Raw genomic sequence first — 18,952 nt, forward strand, 5'->3', positions numbered from 1 at the left:
ACGGGCAATGACGGCTCCTGTCTTGAACCGATCGCTTTCCAACCGGCGATCCATTCGCCGCAATCTGCTCGGTGGAATGACTGTCGTCGCACTGCTCCTCGGCGGAATGGGAGTCTGGGCCGGGACAGTGGACATTTCGGGAGCAATTATTTCGCATGGCTGGGTGGTCGTCGAGAACAGCGAAAAGAAAGTGCAACACCCGACGGGCGGCGTGGTCGGCAAGATTTTCGTGAGCGATGGCGACCGTGTCCGGGCCGGGGATGTCTTGGTCCAGCTTAGCGACACCATCCCGCGTGCCACCCTTGCTTACGTGACAAAGAATCTGGATGAGCTCTATGCGCGAAAGTCCCGGCTCGAGGCCGAGCGTGACGGCAGCGGGCGGATGACACTTGCTCCGATACTTGCCGCGCGAATGAGCGACCCGGAGATTGCCAACACGGTGGCCAGCGAACAACGGCTCTTCGAGCTTCGTCGAACCGAGGTTTTCGGCAACAAGGCGCGCTTGCGCGAACGCATCGAGCAACTCGGAAAGCAGATCGAAGGCGATTTGGCTCAGGAATCGGCAAAGAGCAAGGAGATCGAGTTGATCAACAGCGAACTCGTCGACATCCGCAGCCTTGTCGAAAAGAAGCTCACACTCAAGTCGAAGCTGACCGAATATGAACGCGAGGCAACACGCATCGAGGGTGAAAGGTCACAGCTTGTGTCAAACATGGCGCAGGCAAAGGGTGCCATCGCCGAAGTCGAGCTCCAGATCCTGCAGCTGGACAAGGAGTTCTCCAGCGAGACTGGCAGCGAACTGCGCGATGTCGACGCCAAGATCGCCGAATTCGAGGAACGAAAAGTAAGCGCCGAGGACCAGCTGTCACGCATCGACATTCGCGCTCCCTCCAGCGGCGTCGTCCATCAATCTTCAGTCCATACTGTCGGCGGCGTGATCAATGCGGGGGAGCCGATCATGTTGATCGTTCCCGACACCGACACTCTCGCGGTCGAGGTGAAGGCCGCTCCGCAAGACATCGATCAGATCTCGGTCGGCCAACGCGCACTTCTTCGCTTCACCGCCTTCAACGTCCGCACTACTCCCGAAATGGAGGGCACGGTGTCCATGATTGCGGCCGACGTAACGCGCGATCAGCATACTAATGAAGTCTACTACGCAGTCCGCATCACGCCCGATCCGAAGGATTCGAAGAAGCTTGGACCCGTCTCGATCATTCCCGGCATGCCGGTGGAAGCATTCATACGGACTGGTGACCGCAAGGTGCTGTCGTACCTGATGAAGCCTTTGACGGACCAGATGATGCGTGCGTTCAGAGACCAATAGCCGAGCGGCGGAGCTTGTCGTGAGGATCGGCGCTATCTTGGCTAACCTTTGGCGACGGAGACTTGTCATGGCAGCAACAGAGCTGAAACGTCCCATTTTTCTGATCGGCAACTATCGGTCGGGGACCACAATTGCACAAAAATTGATCGGGCTGCATCCTGACATCGTTACCTGGTACGAGCCAAAAACATTGTGGCTATATGCCGATCCGGCGCGGCGTCATGACGAATTCGTCGAAACCGATGCTACCGAAAAGGTCGCTCGTTACATTCGCGGCAGGTTCCTCGAATATCAGTCGCGGCACGGCGGCCGACAGATCATGGAAAATACGCCTGCCAATGTCTTGCGCGTGCCGTTTGTCCACGAGATTTTTCCGGAGGCCATATTTCTCTATATTACGAGAAATCCATTTTCATACATAAGCTCAATGGAGCTTAAGTGGCAGCGAGCAAAGTCCTTAAAAGGTATAATACGTCTGCTGAAAATCACTCCTGTCACACAAATTCATTATTATGCAAGGGGCATTATAAAGCAGGTAGTCACAAAAAGGGTTCTCGGAAGGAAATATACATCGATCTATGGCCCGCGTTACAACGGAATAGATCGGGATTTGAAGGATAATGAAAAGTTGACGGTGATCGCGCGTCAGTGGGCGCGCGGCAATCGAAAGGCTCGAGAAGATCTCGCCAAACTTGGCAACGGCCGCGTTCTGTCGTTTCGTTATGAGGATTTGATCCAGGATCCCGAACTGGTCTTGCGCCGCATCTATGAACATTGCGGGCTGAGCTGCACCGACAACATCGTCCGCATGGCCAAGGAGATGATCGACCCCGGCCGACAGCAGAAGTGGCTCCGCCTCGAAAGGAAGGACCTGACGGCGATCATCCCGGAGGTCCGGGATGAGATGGAATTCTATCGCTACGAGATTCCCTCGCTTCTTCAATAGGCAAGGCGCACTGCGCGCCGGCGGGCGGCACCGCAGCCGAGGCCCCTTCGTGACCAATGCGGTCGTTTCATGCAGGCGCGGGCGCGTCGCCGGGCGTCACCCAATGTAATCGTGTCCCTCGGCGGATCCGGGATGGACGCAATGGCCGCCTGTTTGGATCGGCCGAAGAGTGGAGACAGGCGTGAGCAACGACAGGCGCGGGCTGGCAAAACAGAGTGTCGTGGGCATGTTGTGGACGGCCTTGTCCATGGGCGCCCTCGCCGTCGCCGAGCTTGCCTCACTTCTCATCCTGGCCCGGCTGCTCTCGCCCAATGAGTTCGGCCTTTACTCCGCAGCGCTGATCGTCATCAAGTTTTCGGCGATCTTCCAGGGACTTGGCATTACCCCCGCGATCGTCCAGCGACCTGTGCTGGAAGAGCGACATCTCCGGGCCGGATTCACCTTGTCATGCCTCCTCGGCCTCGTTGTGTCCGCGTTGGTCTGGGCGATGGCACCGGCAATTGCCGGCCTGCTTCGACTTGCCGATCTGGCTCCGGTCGTTCGTGCCATCTGCTTCGTGTTCCTTTTCCAAGGCGCTTCCATGGTGGCATTGGCCGCAGCCCAGCGCGCGCTGCGATTCCGCTGGCTGGCGCTCGTCGATGCCTGTGCTTTCGCCACGGGCTACGTCGTTGCCGGTCCGGTACTGGCTTGGCTCGGCTTCGGTATCTGGGCCCTTGTCGGCGCACTCCTGATCCAGCAATTCATCCGCATGGTCGTGCTGCTCGCTGGCCAGCCGCATCCGATGCGGCCCTTGCTGGAACGAAGCGCCATCTTCGAACTGCTGTATTTCGGAAGCGGTTTCACCATTGCCCGGGTATGCAACTACCTCGCAACCCAGGCAGACAGGCTCGTCGTGGGGCGCTGGCTCGGCGCAGACGCGCTTGGCCTGTACGGCCTGTCGTCACAGCTGATGACGACGCCCGCCGTCATTGTCGGTCAGGTTCTCGATCGGGTGCTGTTCCCGACCATGGCGCTGGTCCAGGAGCAGCCCACGCGGCTTGCTCGCGCCTATCGCAGCGCGGTCGCGGGCTGCGCCCTGATCGTCCTACCGGCCAGTATGGTCGTGGCGATCGTCGCGCCGGAGTTGGTTAAGGTCACTCTCGGGCGGGGATGGGAAGGGGTTGTCGCCCCACTCCAGATCCTGGCGTTCAGCATGTTGTTCCGCACGAGCTACAAGCTGAGCGATTCCGTTTCGCGCGCAACGGGGACGGTCTACGCACGCGCCTGGCGCCAAGCCGTTTTCACCATCGGCGTCTTGGTTGGGTCCTTGATGGGGCAATTCTGGGGAATAGAAGGCGTGGCATTCGGCGTCGGCGCGGCATTCGGAATCAACTTCTTCCTCATGGCACAGCTGAGCCTCCGCGTGACCGGGATGACCTGGGGCGACTTCTTGATGGCGCACCTGCCTGGGGTGGCGCTCGCGGGCGTTGTCGGAACGGGCGTCTGGGCACTCGTGGAATGGCTGCGCGAGTTCCATCTATCCGCTCTTCCCCTGCTCATCGATACGGCATTGCTGGCATCTGCCGGGGGCTTGCTCCTGTGCTGGATCCTGCCGTCGCTGTTCCTTGGGCGGGAGGGGCTATCACTGCTGCGTCTGCTTGCCGCCGTGGCGCCCGCCTGGCCCAGGATGAGGAAGGCAACTGACTGATCAAAATAGACTTCAGCGCTCGACCGCCCGGCCATGGATTGCGGGCGACGGCTTTCATGTCAACGTTACCCGTCGCCATGCTCGATCTGGGGTCGGAACCGCCCCCTCGTCGGACACGTCGAGATTCCGATTTTAGTCGAGAAATATGGAGAGGAAATTCGACATGGCAAAACTGGCTGGGCTTCCCTGGACTGACGCGAAACTCTTGCTGACGGACTCCGGCATTGACTCCGGCATCAAAGGCGACTGGCTGAACATCGACAATTTGATGCTGCCAATCGGAAGCGTGAGCGGCAACGAGAAGACTGGCGAGATCTCCGATCTGAGCGACGAACCTGCTGCTGAAACCGGCAAGGGGATTCACAGTCACGGATTGGATCGCGCTGCGAACAGCCTCGATCTCATTTCCGCGGATGGGATCACTCCGACATCGGGGAGCGATGGCGGATTGAACCTCAGCGGACCGGCCGAGGCGGCAGGCGGAGTTGGCATTCATCTGGACAGCAGCTTTCTCGATTTGTGGCAGGACGCGACAACGGGCCATGCCGACAGCCAAGTCACCTATGCCGCCACCACCCCTGAAACAGTTGCTGACCTCGGCACGGTCTCGACGGGCGCCGCGGCCACCTCCAGCAGTCTCCTCGCCGCCGCCTCGAATGCAATCGACCCGATCTTCGAGACAAGGGTGGCGACCGCCGGCGACGATGTCGAGGAGAAGGGTTCGGGTTCGATCTCGACTAACATAAATGACCTGGAGCTGGGCTATGACAGCAGCACCCGACAGACGGTAGGCATCCGCTTCACCGCGATCGACATCCCGCAAGGCGCCATCATTACCGGCGCCTATATCCAGTTCCAGGCCAATGAGGTGAAGACCGGCGTGACCTCGCTGCTGATCAAGGGCGAAGATACCGACGACGCGAGCGCCTTCACCAGCGTCAGCTTCGACGTGTCCTCACGCGCGACGACGGACGCGTCCGCGGCCTGGACGCCGGACCCGTGGAACACGGTAGGCGAGCAAGGGCCGACCGAGCGCTCGCCGGACCTGTCGGCGATCGTGCAGGAGATTATCAACCGCTCGGGCTGGGCTGCGCTGAACGACATGGCATTTGTGGTCACCGGCACCGGCACGCGCACAGCCGATTCCTACGAATACTCACCGGCCAGCGCTCCGCTGCTGCACGTCGAATATCTGCTTCCAGGATCCAGCAGTCCGGTGACCTTCAACACCCCGGCCGACGCCAACGCTGCCGCCAACCAGATCGCCGAGCTTGCCGCGGCTGGTGCATCCACCGGGATCACCGCCTCGGCCACGGATCCCGATGCCGGCTCGACCGTCACCTACAGCATCGATGACTCGCGCTTCGCCATCAATGCCAGCAGCGGCGTCATCACGCGCTCGGCCAACGGCACGCTCGACTTCGAGACCCAGCCGTCGATCAATCTGACAGTGACGGCAACCTCGTCCGACGGAAGCATCGCCAACCAGTCCTTCAGTCTCGCCGTCCTCAATAGCGCTGAGCCGGTGGCCTTCAACACTCCGGCCGACGCCAACGCCGCCGCCAACCAGGTTGCCCAGAACGCCGCCGCCGGCACGGCGGTCGGGATCACCGCCTCGGCCACGGATCCGGATGCCGGCTCGACGGTCACATACAGCATCAGCGACTCGCGCTTCGCCATCAATGCCAGCAGCGGCGTCATCACGCGCTCAAGCACCGGCATGCTCAACGCGACGTCGGAGCCGTCGATCAACCTCACCGTCACGGCCACCTCGGCCGACGGCAGTGCCGATACCCACGCCTTCGCCGTCAACGTCACGGCCAACCAACTGCCGGTGGCCTTCAACTCCCCGGCCGACGCCAACGCCGCCGCCAACCAGATCGCCGAGCTTGCCGCGGCTGGTGCATCCACCGGGATCACCGCCTCGGCCACGGATCCCGATGCCGGCTCGACCGTCACCTACAGCATCAATGACTCGCGCTTCGCCATCAATGCCAGCAGCGGCGTCATCACGCGCTCGGCCAACGGCACGCTCGACTTCGAGACCCAGCCGTCGATCAATCTGACAGTGACGGCAACCTCGTCCGACGGAGGCACCGCCAACCAGGCCTTCAGTCTCGCCGTCCTCAACAGCGCTGAGCCGGTGGCCTTCAACACCCCGGCCGACGCCAACGCCGCCGCCAACCAGATTGCCCAGTACGCCGCCGCCGGCACAACAATCGGCATCACCGCCTCGGCCACGGATCCCGATGCCGGCTCGGCAATTACTTACAGCATCAGCGACTCGCGCTTCGCCATCAACGCCAGCACCGGCGTCATCACGCGCTCGGGTACGGGCACGCTCAATGCGACGTCGGAGCCTTCGGTCAACTTTAATGTGATCGCAACCTCGTCCGATGGCAGCACCGATATCCACACCTTTAACGTCAACGTCACGGCCAACCAACTGCCGACGTCGGTGACCCTGGCACACACCATCCTCACTTCGCTGTGGTCGCCACCGAGCCCCGATCCCACGGATCTCGTCTATATTTCTCATCTCGACACGCTGTTGGTTGCCGATAGTGAAGTTGACGAAATGTCCATCTTTACCGGCAAGAATCTCTACCAAATGAATCTGAACGGCACCCTGGCGGGCACGCTCACGACGATCAATTTTTCCGATGAGCCGTCGGGGATCGCCTACAATCCCACCAACCACCATCTCTTCTTCACGGACGACACTGGCACAAAGAGCGTATACGAACTCAACCCCGGACGGGACGGACTTTACAACACGTCGGACGACCTTGTGACCTCATTCAAGACGGCCGCATTCGGCAGCACGGACCCCGAGGGGATTGCGTATGATACAAAACGCGGAGTCCTATATGTCGCCGACGGCACAACCCAGACGATTTACACCATCGCTGCGGGTCCGAATGGCAAATTCGATGGTGTCCCGAGCACGGGCGGCGACGACGTGGTCACGAGTTTTTCTGCGCGTGCGCTGGGGACCCCTGGCGACGAAAGTATTGCGTACGATTCAGTCCACGATCTCCTTTATATCATTGCGTCGGCAAAGTCGGTGGCAATGGTAACGCCTACCGGGCAGTTATTGGGCACGCTCGATATCTCCGCAGCCCATGCGCACAAACCGTCGGGGATGGCGCTGGCGCCAAGCAGCGACGATCCAAGCCATAGTATGAGCCTGTACATCACCGATCGCGGCATCGACAATGACTCCCATCCGACCGAGAACGATGGCAAGATCTATGAATTCCATATTAATGATTGGCTGCTCGCCTGATCCTGCACGGCGTATTTCAGACCACCGGACCTCGTCATGCCCGGCGAAACCGGCGAGCACAGAGCGAGGTTGGTGCCGGGGCTTTCTTTTCGTTTGAAAACCCCGATAAATTTTTTTGCCGCACTGATTTGAAGTTCGGACCCGTGAGCCGGCAGCCGCCGGCAAAGAAAAGCCCGGACCACTTGCGGCACATAAAAGTGCCGCAAGTGGTCCGGGCTTTCAAATGACAGGCTTACGCTCTCACAACGTTGTTTTCAGCGACCACGATGCTCGAAGAGCTTACGCCTGCCCGGGAGGACCGGAGTGGATGTGGTTCTTGTCTCCCCAACCATTGCCCGGGCGTGATCCGCCCGATTTGGCAATCGCCTTGGAGTTCAAACTCGTGCCGAGCAAAAGCGTCACAGCCGGCGGCGTAACTGCCGCAAAACGCCCCGCCTTCTTGAGAAAGTCGCGGCGTGCCTGAGCTTCCGAGACCAGGTTCTCCTGAGTCCGTTCTGAGCTTTTTGTGCGTTCAGTTGACATGTCAAACCTCTCCACAACCGTCTCAAATTTGCAGATTGAGCTTATGCTTTGTGACCCGGAGGCACTAGTTCTCCAAAAGGCTTAGATTTTGGTGCGAGGGTTGAAAAGCGTGCGAGCAATGCGACGTAAGAAGTCCGACGGCCCACGTCGTACCAAGCCGTAGCCGCGTGAGAACCGCCATGTCCCCCACATCAAATTGCCGGCCAAGCGCAGCGGCGCTCCGACGACGGGGTGGGTCGCCGTGAAGATGCGTCTCCAGTGCTGGATACGGACCATCCGGCGTTGTGCACATTTTGCGGGGATTCTGGTTCCAAAGAAATGATGCATGGCCAGGAGCTGGGTGTCGAGCGCATTACGGGCGGTTCCATCCGACATGGATTGTTGCAGTGAGATCCAATCCACGTCATCGCTTTCCGCCAATCGTGCCAGATCATGAAGGTGCCTGAGATCTATCCTTCCGCGCCAGTAATCTCCTTCCTTGAGAAGATCGTGCACCATCCAGTGCATGGCGCGAGACTGAGCGGTAGGAATTTTCACCCGAAGGCCGTCTCGCTGAACAAGCTTGGGGGGGTGACAGCCGTTCGCTCGGCTCGAGCGGAGCTCCAGCATTCCGGCGTCCTGCTGGCGGGCCATGCCTCGAGCGCCCGCCACATCGACGTAGCCAAGCTCTTCAAGACAGGCTCTGGCGACCGTCTCCTGGCGCGGATTCACAGCTAGATCAAGGTCGCTCGTCATCCTGCTGGGAATCCGGCCGGCCGGTGAAAGGAACAAGGGAATGGCACCCTTGAGCAGGAGCGGAACGATATCGCTGCCGTTGAGGGCCGCAACGGCTTCACGCAATTGCGAACGCAAGCGCAGGTTCCGTTCCCGATTGCAGTCGTGAACGAACCGAAGATACTCACGCACGTCCTGCGGGAGCTGTTGGATTTGTCCGGCGCGCGCGAGGGAGGAAAACAAATCGGGTGTGAGCAGAGTGTGATTTGCCAAAGCAATCACGGCCTGCCAATCGGCCCTGTCAGTCGGACTGCCGCGAAGTCCGGCGATCAACGCCTCAAGCGCGTTGCCCCTGCTCATCATCGGCACGCTTGCGAAATAAGTTGTACCGCATCATCAAGCTTCGAATAGTTCAGGCGATAGGTCTCGGCCGATCCGATGAGTTGGGTCAGAACTTCGAACGCGGTGCCACTCAGCTTTCCGCCGGGTGCAAGCGCGCCGTTGAGAAGGCCGCGCAATGCGTTAGCAGGATCGACCGGTTCCAGGCAAGCCTTCGAACCGTGGCCTCGACGCAGCAGGACCACACTGCCGATGGGCAGGGGAGAAAGTGCCAGTGGCGCCGACGCCTTGGGCACGGCAAACCGCACACGCCTACGATCGGGCCGGCGGCAGACTGGAGCGTCGTCGAGATCGGGGCAGTATTCGGCCAGAAGCGGCCATGCCCCCGCCTTGACCGCGCAGGCAAACGGCAGGCCAACGCCGCGCCCCCTGGAGTCCAGCAGAGTAACATCATCAGCGGCAAAGCCGAATCCTGCATGGACCAATGCCAAAGTCAGTGTTGTCTTGCCCGCGCCCGGATTGCCGCAAAGAAGGACCATACGTTCATTGCTGAAAAGGCCCGCCGCATGGAGAGCAAGTTCATAGACGCCGTGATCGAGAACCTCGTTCAGCAATTGTCCTTTCAGCGTGACCGCTAGTTCGTCGGCAGGGCAGGACAGAATCCAGTTGCCATCCCGGAACAGATGGGTCCGTCCATCGTGCTCAACTACCTCGAGTAGAACGTCTGCAGCCTCACTTCGAACCTCAAGATGCCGAAATACGGTGATTGCGGGGAATGCGTAGGCTGCTGGATAGACGATCCGTATGTTGAGGCCCGCAACGGCGACCACCTGGCTCACGAGTTCCTGAGCTCCTGACGGAGACACGGGCACGCGGGGCCGTATCAGGCTAAGCCGCTGCCAGTCCGCGAGCGCCGCCTCGACATGCCTGTTTGCCTCAAGCCTTTCAACGCCCCTGCGCACCATCTCGACCGAGATGGCTTGCGGTGCCATGCCTTCTTCCAGACAGCGCCAGATGTCGGCAGCAGTGTCGTTGATGGCGAAAATGGCCTGGTTTGTCGGGCTGAACAGGACGTTTCTTTCCCTGACGCGTACCAACCGTCCTTGGACTATAAAGGTCGCAGGACTGTGATCGGCGAGGCGCGGTGTCGCAGTTCTGTCAATTGCCTCGTGCTGATTCATCGCGGTGACGGTCCAAGCTGTTATGGCAAAGCGGGTGTGTTCGATGGGCGAGCAACATGCATTATCGTCACCGAGGGCTGCGAGTTCTCACAGCACTTCGTCGGAAAACCTGGCCACGTTCTGATGCGCTGCGATCCATTGAAGGTGCGCCCTGCTCCAGTACCTCCGGGCGTCGGCGCCGGTCAGCATTCTGAAACCAGACGGCGGCAGCGGAAACGCGGAGGGTATTGGCGCGTCGGGCAGCCACAGCAACACATTGTCGCGACTTTCAATCGTCAGCCGCCATGTTCTTTCCAAGCGACGGAATCCACGCATGTTAGCCGCAGCCAACGCAAAAACCGATTCCGTAATCCGCAACCTGGGTGACTGGTCGACAGCTTTGATCGGCGCCTGATGTGTGATTTCGCCCTTGGAGAGAAAGGCGTGCATACGAATGAGGGATCTGTCGATCCGCACGGTTTGGCCTGTTCCGTCCCGTTCGTTTGATGCAGGATCCAGGCTGATCCCTGAGAAACATCCGTCGAACAGGCAGTCTTCAACGATGCCGCTGAGGAGATAGTCGTTCTCCACCGCATCATCCCTGATTTCGCTGAGCCAGCAGCCTTTTAGCCGAAAGCCGTCGGCGTGCTCGGCGAAACGAATGCCATCCCAGCAGCGACGCGCACGGATACCCTCTATTGTCGCGTCGGTGGTTCCGTCCCTGACAAGCAGAGCGGCGCTGTTGCAATAGGTGTCGCGCCAATCAGACGTTAGCGGCACCTGACCATCGAAGCGCCCTCCGATAAGGCGAACGCCGGGGCAGTTGCGGATGACGAGGGGATAGCGATTGACGGGCAACGGCCCCTCGTCGCATCCCGTCATCGCGCTGGGATCGCTATTTCTGCTGTTGGCAACCGTGAAGGAAGCATTTCGAGCGTCGATTGTTGCTCCCGGCTCGAGGTTCTTAATCGATTGCTGTTCGAATCTATAGGCACCTGCCAGGACGAATTCCTTGCCTTTTGGCGTATGTCCCCCTTGCGCTCTGCCCAAGCCCGGCAACAGGGCGATCAGGGGATACAGGCCGGCGACGCCCATGAATGATCGGCGGTTCATTGTGGTGCTCATTGACCTGCCGGATCGCCCAGCCGACGCCGTTCGAGACAGGCCAAAAGCACCGCCTCCAGAACCCTTTCGGCGACATCTTCGGGCGATGCCAACCTTTCCACGTCGACCGCCGCCAGCACGCCGACGTGATCTTCCGTTTCCATTCCCCTCTCAAGATCGGCCGCAATCTGGCGGCAAGCACAGTCCGCAGCCGACCAGAGATGACCGCCGCAATCAGGAGATGCCCTTTGCATCCGCGAGGACCGATCGCCCCTTTTCAGAAGTCGATTTCGTGCTAGGCCGATCTCGCCGCGCAGATGGACAAAAATCATGTCATGCACGCCAATGGCGAACAAGATGTCAATCCAGCTCTCCGAAGTTGCCCGATGCTTAGCCTTAAGCGATATTGAGAGGAATCCCTGCAGCAGCCCCTGATCCATAATAGTGATAGTATTCTTTCCCTGCCTTTCGGTTTGGATATAGGCAACCAAAACGGAAAGGTTCCAAATAACCCTGATTGCATCGACAAACGACGATTGGCCACTCTCGATGACAAAACGTGCAATTCGGGCGAGCAACGAGCGAAACTGACGGTCCTTGAATCTCGGGGCAACAATACCGATCCTGTGGATCTGGCGGTCGATGAACGTTCTTGTCTCCCACGCTATTCTCACATCGCCTGCCAGCGGGCCGCACCGTCGCAAGTCGTTCGCCAACAAGGTGGAAGCGGTTGTCTTTCCGATCCCAGGGAGACCAAAGAATTCGACGAATCGAATGTCTGTTTGAGGCGCGCGTGCTTCAAGGCTTGGCGGCAAGCCTAGCGCCAGCTCGCTAGCCGTGTGCGGAATCATTGGGCTCGGTTGGCGAGGTTGGTTCTAGGGAGACAAAGAGACATGGCGGAAGCTCAATGTTGAAAGAGCTGAGTTCCAATTCTTGCGTATAGCTTTGGGCTCTCACCAAGCCCGCTCTGCATTGATCGTTGCCTGCCGCGGTAGAAGATGAGCAAAGCCAAGGGCAGCCAGAAGAAGGGCGCTGTTGATGGGCCGAAAGAATCGCTCATCTGGTTTGCGGCGATGTAGTTGAAAACGGAAACCGATGTTCCGAGCACCATCACATTAATTTCCGTCGAGTGGTCCCCCCTGTCCTTATCAAGCAATGTACTGAGGACAGCGCTGACAACATATGTCACGACCACGAGTACCATCACTGACATCAACCCGACGCCGGGCACCCCCAGTGTTCTAAAGGCGTCGATGAACAGGTTGTGGCTATGGGGAGCAATATCGCCCACCCACTGCCCTGCGCCGACCCCCATAAACGGATGCGATAGGCCGAGGTCTATCGATATAGACCACAGCCGCTGCCGCGAGATGACCGAATGTGCCTCGCCTCCGGACAATTGGAGGGCGAGCAGATTGTAAGCCCGTGGATTGAGGTACTGCAATGCCACCAGGCTCGCTTCCAGCAATATCGGAGCCGTAACCATACCCGCGATTACTGCTATTGGGCTCTGCTTTCTTCTGACCAGATAGAAGCTGTATATTCCGAAGAACGCTCCGAGGCCTGCAACGCCGAGAACGAAATTTGTCTTTGAACCCGATTTCACCAAACCCAGGAGCACCGCAACGAGGCAGCCCAAGAGGAGAACACGGTGGCTGCGGGATGAGACCAGCTTCGCGGCGACAAGCGGCAGAGCAGCCGACAAGGCGATCCCGAGTTGGTTAGAGTGCTTGAAATAGCCTTCCGCGCGATCGGCAAATCTGGCATCGCCCAGCCCGATTGCGACTAGACAGGAAGTTGCAACACTCATGATGATCATCGCCATCACTATCCTATCGATTGCCACGAGACCCTTCGGTCTGGTGGAAATCGCTGCGACTGCTGGAATAATCGCGAAACCGAACACCTGCGCAAAAACCGCGCGCATCGTCCTGATCGGACTGTCGGCGTAAAGCATCGACAGTAGGGACAGAACCATGATGAAAGCAGATATGGCCAGCACCGCAGTCGCCAGGGCCGCTTCGGTCCGATGGAGGCGTCTTGCTGTTTCGGCATAGGCACCGACGCTTACCAGGGCGCAGAACAGAGCAAGCAGGAAGGAAAGCGAGCCATCCGTTCCGGCAATCCGCGTGGCGCCAGGGAACCAGATGGACACGATCAGCAAAAGAACGGATACCTGCAGCATAGATGGGATGTCACACCGAACGCGTGATCTAGGAATTTCGTGCCGACGCAACTCTGCCCTGATGCGCAACGTACAGCGCCTTGTTGGCAAGCTGCCGCATGGCAGGTGAATCTCCGCATACCTATTTCACGAGCAGCCTAGGCTCAGCGGATGGACATGGAAATGTGCGAAAAGGGTGCATTGGGACAGGGTGCACTACGTCTTTTGTGCAAAGCGGCTGAGGTGTAGCGATTTCCCACAACTTGATCGACAGTCGGCCAGTCAGTGCAGCCGGATTGGGTGTTGGTACGGATTCGCAGATGTGGGAGACTCAGGTACGGCACTTTGAGTCTTCTGAGTCTTCCACACCGTAGGAGATCGCCGTGCTTTGGGGCCTTGTCGCAGTCGGCTTGATCGGCATTTTGCTGGGATTTCGTTTTCGAGCGGCTGCGCTCATCATCATGACGGCGGTGACCTTCGTGGTCGGCGTCGTTGCAGGCGGCATCGGCAGTTGGTTTGACTGGGGCCGCCTGGTTTCAATCCTGCTTCTCGTAATCGTTCTGCAGTGCGCCTATTTGCTCGGCCTCGTCCTTGGCGTCATCTGGCGCCGTGGCATGTCACGCGAGCAATGACGATCCGCGGCTGCATTTTCCGCGCCCCGGCGCCGGAGCTGTTCGCCGTTGTTTTGCCGCCAGGACCCGCCGGCGTCTTTGCGGCAACGACATGCATGAGAGCAAGAATTTGCGGTGCGCTTTACTTAAGACGCATGGTCGAATTTCATCACGGCGAAGACAGTCCGGATGAGGATAACGACATCGGCCCACAGCGACCATTCCCGCACATAGCGGCTGTCGATGGAGACACGACTGGGATAATCCATCGCGTCTCTGCCGTTTACCTGCCACAGGCCGGTTAGCCCCGGCCGGGTTTTTAGATAATCGATCGCACAGGAGCCGTAACGTTGCAGTTCGTCGGGAACGACCGGACGAGGGCCGACACAACTCATCTCGCCACGCAGCACGTTAATGAGCTGAGGCAGCTCATCCAGGCTCGATTTCCTGAGGATATGCCCCAGGAATGTGATGCGCGGGTCGTTTTTGATTTTCCAATTCTGCTCCCACTCCTTGGCGGCTTCGGGATTGCTCGCGAGATAGTCGGCCAGAACCCGCTCCGAGTTCGCCACCATGGTTCTGAATTTATAGCAGGCGAAGCGCTTGCCATTGAATCCGACCCTGGTGTGGGAGAACACCGCCGGTCCCCCATCAGTCAACAATATCAAAAGGGCAACCGCCAGCATGACCGGGGCGGCAAGGACAAGTGCGATCGATGCGACAGCCATGTCCATGATCCTTTTGGGCCGGCCTCCAAGCGGACGGAGGTTTTGGCCGATCCGGGTGCTGGGCCTGCGGCGCTTTATGTCAAATGCGCTGATTGTCACGGGTCTCACCAAGAAACGCGGTTGGTGTTGCTGCCCAACTTCACAGCGGCTTCGGATTCTTGGCAAGAGAAGCAAAGGAGGTAGCGGCGTACCCGGTGCTCGTTACTCCTAAGCCTGACCCGCGCGTCGATGGCGTGGTGTCTATAAGCCTTCTGATCAAACGGCGTATCACCTAGCATCCGTTTGCTGCGGTAGCAGTCCGGGCAGGTCGGCTGTATTGCCAAAGTCTGCATTGGACCTGGCTCAGCCACCAGGAGATCAGGGTGCCAACCGAATCCAGGCCGTCACGCTCGTGGAGATACAGGAACCACGTTTGATAAATGCGCAAGGCGCAAAGGCGTCCGTCAAAGCAATGCAGGAAATACACGTGCATCACGCCGAGACAAGATCCCCCTGGGCGGTTTGTCAGCTTAACGGACATTCCAGGCTTACAGTTCAGGCTTATTTGACAGTGGAGCGCGCAACGTGGTGTCCAGCTTGATGCCTTTACCACGTGATCTTGCCGCGGCGTCGTTTGCTCGTGATATTCGCGAGATCGAGCTTGCCGAAGTACTTGCCATTGTGCGCAAGCAAATTGCCTTGCTTGATCTTGATCTCTCCGGCCTCACCGTGGTCGTTGGCGCTACGACAGGATACCAAGCGGTGACTGCCACAGCGGCGGCGCTCGCCAATGCCAACCGTGTCGTTGCGCTCGCCCGCATAACCTCCAGACATCCGAGCCTGGCGGCCATCGCAGATGCGACGTTGGCATTTGCCAAACACGCTAAAGTCTCCGAACGCATTGAAGTGACGAATCGCATCGGCAGCCGCAAATGGCAGGACGTCGACCTCGTCACCAGCTGTCCCCAGGTCGGACCGATTTCGAGATCTCTCATTGAACTCTTGCCCTCACATGCGGTGATTTCGCTGATGGCTGAACCATGGGAGCTTCGGCCGGGCTTTGTGGACTTCGACGCCTGTGAAGAGGCCGGCATCAAAGTCGCGGCTCCCAATCTCAGCCACCCAGCCATAGACCTGCTGCCGGAATTCGCGCGGTTATGCTGCATCTTGCTCAGCGATGCTGGTGTCGATCAACGAGCCGCGAGGCTCGCCATCGTCTGCGACACGCCCTGTGCACCATCCCTTGAGCAGGCGCTACGCGCGGGCGGGGCGAGAGTAAGTGTTTTTTCGCATCCCATGCTCCTGACCGACGGCACATGGGATGTGATCGTGGTCGCGATGAGACCGTCCGACAAACCTTCAATGGACATTAACAGCCTGGGCCGTATTGCCCGGAACTCTCGCCAAGCGCTCCTGGTGCAGTTCAGCGGCGGCATCGATCGCTCTGCCGCGAGCTATTTCGGCCTCAGGGTCTGGCCACCGAAGCGACTCACCCGTGGTCAGCTAGGCCTTCCATTTGACGTACTCGGATCGGCTCCAATCGTCCGCAGACTGACGGGAGGGCTGAAGGCTGCCGAAGCAGCATATCGTGGCGTAGAGCTTGGACGGGACAGCATTGGATTTCTCGTGACGGCGGGGTCCGCAACGGTTGGTGCCTAAGCACACGCCCAGCGTGGCGTTCGCGACACGGCGCGGACGGCAGCATCGATCATCGGAACTTACCAGAACGGCGAACCCGTGGTCCCGCCCTTAACGCGCCCGGCGGTTTATATTGCCAAGCCGGCCAGGCAAAGACCGATCGGGCTTCAAAGCAACATCTGTCTAAGCTTGTACGCTACCTCGGTGCGGTTTGTAGCCTTGAGTTTTTTCATGATATTTCGAATGTGCACCTTGACGGTGCTCTCGCAGAGGTTGAGCTCGTAAGCAATTATCTTGTTCGCCTTGCCTGTCCTGAGCGCCTCCACAACCGCCGCCTCGCGTGTGGTGAACATGCCGGTGAGCGGACGGGCCCCGTTTGTGGTCGAGTGGATGATCTCTCGAAGAGCCAGCACGCAGCTGGCGGGGACAAAGATCCCTCCGGCACGAGCGAGCCCGATAGCCTCGGCCGCGACCTTCACCTTCACGCTTGTAGGAATGTAGCCTCGGGCGCCGCATTCGAGAGCAGCGAGAACCTCCGCCGGCTCGTCGGAATCCACCACGACGATTACGGGTACGGTGCCAAACTCGGAAATGAAGTGCGAAAGTTCCGCCCGAACACTCTGGTCCGTGACCTTTCTGGCGCCGAGAATTACGAGGATCGCGGACGGCTGCGCTTCCCCGGCAATGTGCTGGATTTCGTCGAGCGATCCGACCGCGCTAACCCGCCAAGTGGGATTGTGTTCGATGAGGCCGCGCGCAAGGCATTCACGTTCGAGTGCCCGCTTGTCGACAATCATGACCAAGCCTTCGCTTGGGCCTCCTTCATCGAGATCGGACCCGCTAAGACCATTCGCGTCCGGCAGATGTCCATTGTGTATCGGTCTTGTTGCGTCGTTCCAAAAATCGGAAATTTGGGGGTGTCCCATCGCCTTACTACTCCTCTCCGTCGCTCCCTTTTGTTTTGCCCCCTCTCGCAAAATTCGGCAGAAGCGTGAACTGTACGCTCGTTCATCATGTGTCAGGTTGCGTAGTTGTTAACTGACGATTGGATTCAAGGAGTAGGGCATACGCCGCCCCAACGCACGGACGTATGGCTTCCTCGCTCCATGGAGGTAACCCAACCTGGAAGGCATACTACGATGCTGTGGAAAAGGCGCATTAATCCTGGTTAACAATTTGGTAATTATATCTTAGATAGCTAATATAACCTGAAAATTTCGCAACCTATAATTGTATTTCGTCGCGCAACACCAATAAGGAGAACTCAAGGTCGGCCAAACTGAGACCGCAGGTTGACCAGTTCTGACTCGACCACCAACGTGCTCACCGGCTTATCGGCTATCGGTGACCCCCGAATTGTGGCTCTCGTACTCCGTTCGTATGCTTTGCGCGTGTTCGGCGTGAGCGCATATAGTCCCCAGCCCCCGGCGCCGTTTCTCACAAACTGCCCGTCGGTTAGGCCCGGTGTCCTAGCCCCATCCCAACAACGGGTGCCGGGCCGCTCCATCAGAACGCCTCGTTGACTAAAGGCCCGCCACCCCATTTGCGAGGCGACGAGCCCTCGCCCCAGCCCACACATCTATCAAAGCAATTGCGGTGCCAGACGTACTGACCCGTAACGGGTCACATTTGGCCCAGCGGCGGACGAGCTTCCACATCGGAGCTCGCGGCAGCGATAGTGGGATTTCATGGACGCGCGCCCAAGCGTATAACGATCCAGCAGTCTTCTCACCTGACCTTGCGGAAGCGTAGATCGCGAGAAGACAGCCGGTGATAGGGTTGGAGACGGCCATGTCCATCAGACGCCAGATCGGATCGCCCGGCAAAGTGCGGGCCCGCCTTTCGAATTGCATCGCGGCCGACTGCCGTGGATGAGGGTCGCCGGACGGCAATTCTTAACCTGTCCTTTTCCAGTGCGAGGAACGTGCGCGATTATCTGGCGGCGCAGGAGAAGAAGTCGCTGCTGCGCTTTCTGACCTGCGGTTCGGTCGATGACGGCAAGTCGACGCTGATCGGGCGCCTGCTTTCCGACACCAAGCAGATTTTCGAGGACCAACTCGCCGCGCTCGAACGCGATTCGCGCAAGCATGGCACGACCGGCGACGACATCGACTTCGCGCTTCTGGTCGACGGTCTCGAGGCCGAGCGCGAGCAAGGCATCACCATCGACGTCGCCTACCGCTTCTTCGCCACGCCGAAGCGCAAGTTCATCGTCGCCGACACGCCCGGTCACGAGCAATACACCCGCAACATGGCGACCGGCGCCTCGACCGCCGACCTGGCGATCGTGCTGATCGATGCGCGGCAAGGGGTGCTGCGCCAGACCAGGCGCCATTCGATCATCGCCTCGCTGCTCGGCATCCGCCACATCGTGCTGGCCGTCAACAAGATCGATCTGGTCGGGTTCGACCAGGCGGTCTTCGAACGCATCACCGAGGCCTACCGGCAATTCTCGCGCGATCTCGGCTTCCAGACCATCGTGCCGATCCCGATGTCGGCTCGGTATGGCGACAATGTCAGCCGCCGCTCGGACGCCATGGAGTGGCATTCCGGGCCGACGCTGATCGAGCATCTCGAAACCGTGTCGGTCGATGCAGCGGTGGTCGACCTGCCGTTCCGCTTTCCGGTCCAGTATGTCAATCGCCCCAATCTCGACTTTCGCGGTTTTGCCGGCACGATCGCCTCCGGCTCGGTTGCGTCAGGCGACGAGATCGTTGTCGCCAAGTCCGGCAAGTCTTCGCGCG

General features: G+C 59.3%; 15 protein-coding genes. 7 read left to right on the top strand and 8 right to left on the bottom strand.

What is annotated here, in order from left to right; genetic code table 11:
- Nucleotides 1-7: 7 nt before the first annotated feature.
- The 4 genes from NKJ01_RS23630 (at nt 8) to NKJ01_RS23645 (ending at nt 7,249) form a co-directional block, all read left to right on the top strand.
- Nucleotides 8-1,327, top strand: a complete 1,320-nt coding sequence (locus NKJ01_RS23630; RefSeq protein ID WP_352731448.1) for an HlyD family type I secretion periplasmic adaptor subunit — start codon at nt 8-10, stop codon at nt 1,325-1,327.
- A 67-nt stretch (nt 1,328-1,394) separates the two neighbouring features.
- On the top strand, nt 1,395-2,273 hold the full coding sequence (locus NKJ01_RS23635) for a sulfotransferase family protein (protein WP_352731450.1): 879 nt from the start codon (nt 1,395-1,397) through the stop codon (nt 2,271-2,273).
- A gap of 181 nt (nt 2,274-2,454) precedes the next feature.
- Nucleotides 2,455-3,960 (top strand): lipopolysaccharide biosynthesis protein, encoded by a 1,506-nt coding sequence (locus NKJ01_RS23640; protein WP_352731453.1) that lies wholly within the window; start codon nt 2,455-2,457, stop codon nt 3,958-3,960.
- A gap of 163 nt (nt 3,961-4,123) precedes the next feature.
- Entirely contained in the window at nt 4,124-7,249 is a 3,126-nt protein-coding gene (locus NKJ01_RS23645; RefSeq protein ID WP_352731455.1) for an RTX toxin, read from the top strand.
- 279 nt (nt 7,250-7,528) lie between these two features.
- Here NKJ01_RS23645 and NKJ01_RS23650 read toward each other — a convergent pair whose 3' ends face one another.
- The 6 genes from NKJ01_RS23650 to NKJ01_RS23675 form a co-directional block, all read right to left on the bottom strand.
- Complete coding sequence (locus NKJ01_RS23650) at nt 7,529-7,771, bottom strand: hypothetical protein (protein ID WP_502905897.1); 243 nt, start codon at nt 7,769-7,771, stop codon at nt 7,529-7,531.
- An 81-nt stretch (nt 7,772-7,852) separates the two neighbouring features.
- Nucleotides 7,853-8,845, bottom strand: coding sequence for a nucleotidyltransferase family protein (locus tag NKJ01_RS23655; RefSeq protein WP_352731457.1), 993 nt, complete (start codon nt 8,843-8,845; stop codon nt 7,853-7,855).
- Nucleotides 8,845-10,005: a PqqD family peptide modification chaperone gene (locus NKJ01_RS23660; protein ID WP_352731460.1), complete on the bottom strand. Its 1,161-nt coding sequence runs from the start codon at nt 10,003-10,005 to the stop codon at nt 8,845-8,847. The genes NKJ01_RS23655 and NKJ01_RS23660 overlap by 1 nt, the downstream gene beginning before the upstream one ends.
- An 87-nt stretch (nt 10,006-10,092) precedes the next feature.
- A complete protein-coding gene (locus NKJ01_RS23665; RefSeq protein ID WP_352731463.1) occupies nt 10,093-11,097 on the bottom strand; it encodes a hypothetical protein in 1,005 nt (334 codons plus the stop codon).
- Nucleotides 11,098-11,105: 8 nt separating this feature from the next.
- Nucleotides 11,106-11,939, bottom strand: coding sequence for a hypothetical protein (locus NKJ01_RS23670; RefSeq protein ID WP_352731465.1), 834 nt, complete (start codon nt 11,937-11,939; stop codon nt 11,106-11,108).
- 53 nt (nt 11,940-11,992) lie between these two features.
- Nucleotides 11,993-13,273, bottom strand: coding sequence for an O-antigen ligase family protein (locus NKJ01_RS23675; protein WP_352731466.1), 1,281 nt, complete (start codon nt 13,271-13,273; stop codon nt 11,993-11,995).
- Nucleotides 13,274-13,635: 362 nt separating this feature from the next.
- On the opposite strand from NKJ01_RS23675, the gene NKJ01_RS23680 reads away from it, so the two are divergent.
- Nucleotides 13,636-13,884 carry a hypothetical protein gene (locus NKJ01_RS23680; RefSeq protein ID WP_023756893.1) on the top strand — a complete coding sequence of 83 codons (249 nt, stop codon included), beginning with the start codon at nt 13,636-13,638 and terminating at the stop codon, nt 13,882-13,884.
- A gap of 125 nt (nt 13,885-14,009) precedes the next feature.
- On the opposite strand, the gene NKJ01_RS23685 is transcribed toward NKJ01_RS23680, so the two are convergent.
- Complete coding sequence (locus tag NKJ01_RS23685) at nt 14,010-14,597, bottom strand: sugar transferase (protein WP_352606497.1); 588 nt, start codon at nt 14,595-14,597, stop codon at nt 14,010-14,012.
- Between the two features lie 561 nt (nt 14,598-15,158).
- Here NKJ01_RS23685 and NKJ01_RS23690 point away from each other — a divergent pair.
- Complete coding sequence (locus NKJ01_RS23690; protein WP_352731469.1) at nt 15,159-16,229, top strand: hypothetical protein; 1,071 nt, start codon at nt 15,159-15,161, stop codon at nt 16,227-16,229.
- A gap of 146 nt (nt 16,230-16,375) precedes the next feature.
- Here the strand turns inward: NKJ01_RS23690 and NKJ01_RS23695 are convergent, their stop codons facing one another.
- Nucleotides 16,376-17,005 (bottom strand): LuxR C-terminal-related transcriptional regulator, encoded by a 630-nt coding sequence (locus tag NKJ01_RS23695; protein ID WP_352731471.1) that lies wholly within the window; start codon nt 17,003-17,005, stop codon nt 16,376-16,378.
- Nucleotides 17,006-18,132: 1,127 nt separating this feature from the next.
- On the opposite strand from NKJ01_RS23695, the gene NKJ01_RS23700 reads away from it, so the two are divergent.
- Nucleotides 18,133-18,952, top strand: an 820-nt coding sequence (locus tag NKJ01_RS23700; protein ID WP_502905898.1) for a sulfate adenylyltransferase subunit 1, incomplete at its 3' end; no start/stop codon positions are given.

Source organism: Mesorhizobium sp. M0276, from assembly GCF_040321755.1.
GTDB lineage: Bacteria > Pseudomonadota > Alphaproteobacteria > Rhizobiales > Rhizobiaceae > Mesorhizobium.

What these genes read in the sequence shown, in the direction of transcription:
- NKJ01_RS23660 (WP_352731460.1), bottom strand. Translation starts at nt 10,005, where the DNA reads ATGAATCAGCACGAGGCAATTGACAGAACTGCGACACCGCGCCTCGCC.
- NKJ01_RS23650 (WP_502905897.1), bottom strand. Translation starts at nt 7,771, where the DNA reads ATGTCAACTGAACGCACAAAAAGCTCAGAACGGACTCAGGAGAACCTG.
- NKJ01_RS23695 (WP_352731471.1), bottom strand. Translation starts at nt 17,005, where the DNA reads ATGATTGTCGACAAGCGGGCACTCGAACGTGAATGCCTTGCGCGCGGC.
- NKJ01_RS23685 (WP_352606497.1), bottom strand. Translation starts at nt 14,597, where the DNA reads ATGGACATGGCTGTCGCATCGATCGCACTTGTCCTTGCCGCCCCGGTC.
- NKJ01_RS23665 (WP_352731463.1), bottom strand. Translation starts at nt 11,097, where the DNA reads ATGAACCGCCGATCATTCATGGGCGTCGCCGGCCTGTATCCCCTGATC.
- NKJ01_RS23670 (WP_352731465.1), bottom strand. Translation starts at nt 11,939, where the DNA reads ATGATTCCGCACACGGCTAGCGAGCTGGCGCTAGGCTTGCCGCCAAGC.
- NKJ01_RS23635 (WP_352731450.1), top strand. Translation starts at nt 1,395, where the DNA reads ATGGCAGCAACAGAGCTGAAACGTCCCATTTTTCTGATCGGCAACTAT.
- NKJ01_RS23645 (WP_352731455.1), top strand. Translation starts at nt 4,124, where the DNA reads ATGGCAAAACTGGCTGGGCTTCCCTGGACTGACGCGAAACTCTTGCTG.
- NKJ01_RS23655 (WP_352731457.1), bottom strand. Translation starts at nt 8,845, where the DNA reads ATGAGCAGGGGCAACGCGCTTGAGGCGTTGATCGCCGGACTTCGCGGC.
- NKJ01_RS23675 (WP_352731466.1), bottom strand. Translation starts at nt 13,273, where the DNA reads ATGCTGCAGGTATCCGTTCTTTTGCTGATCGTGTCCATCTGGTTCCCT.
- NKJ01_RS23630 (WP_352731448.1), top strand. Translation starts at nt 8, where the DNA reads ATGACGGCTCCTGTCTTGAACCGATCGCTTTCCAACCGGCGATCCATT.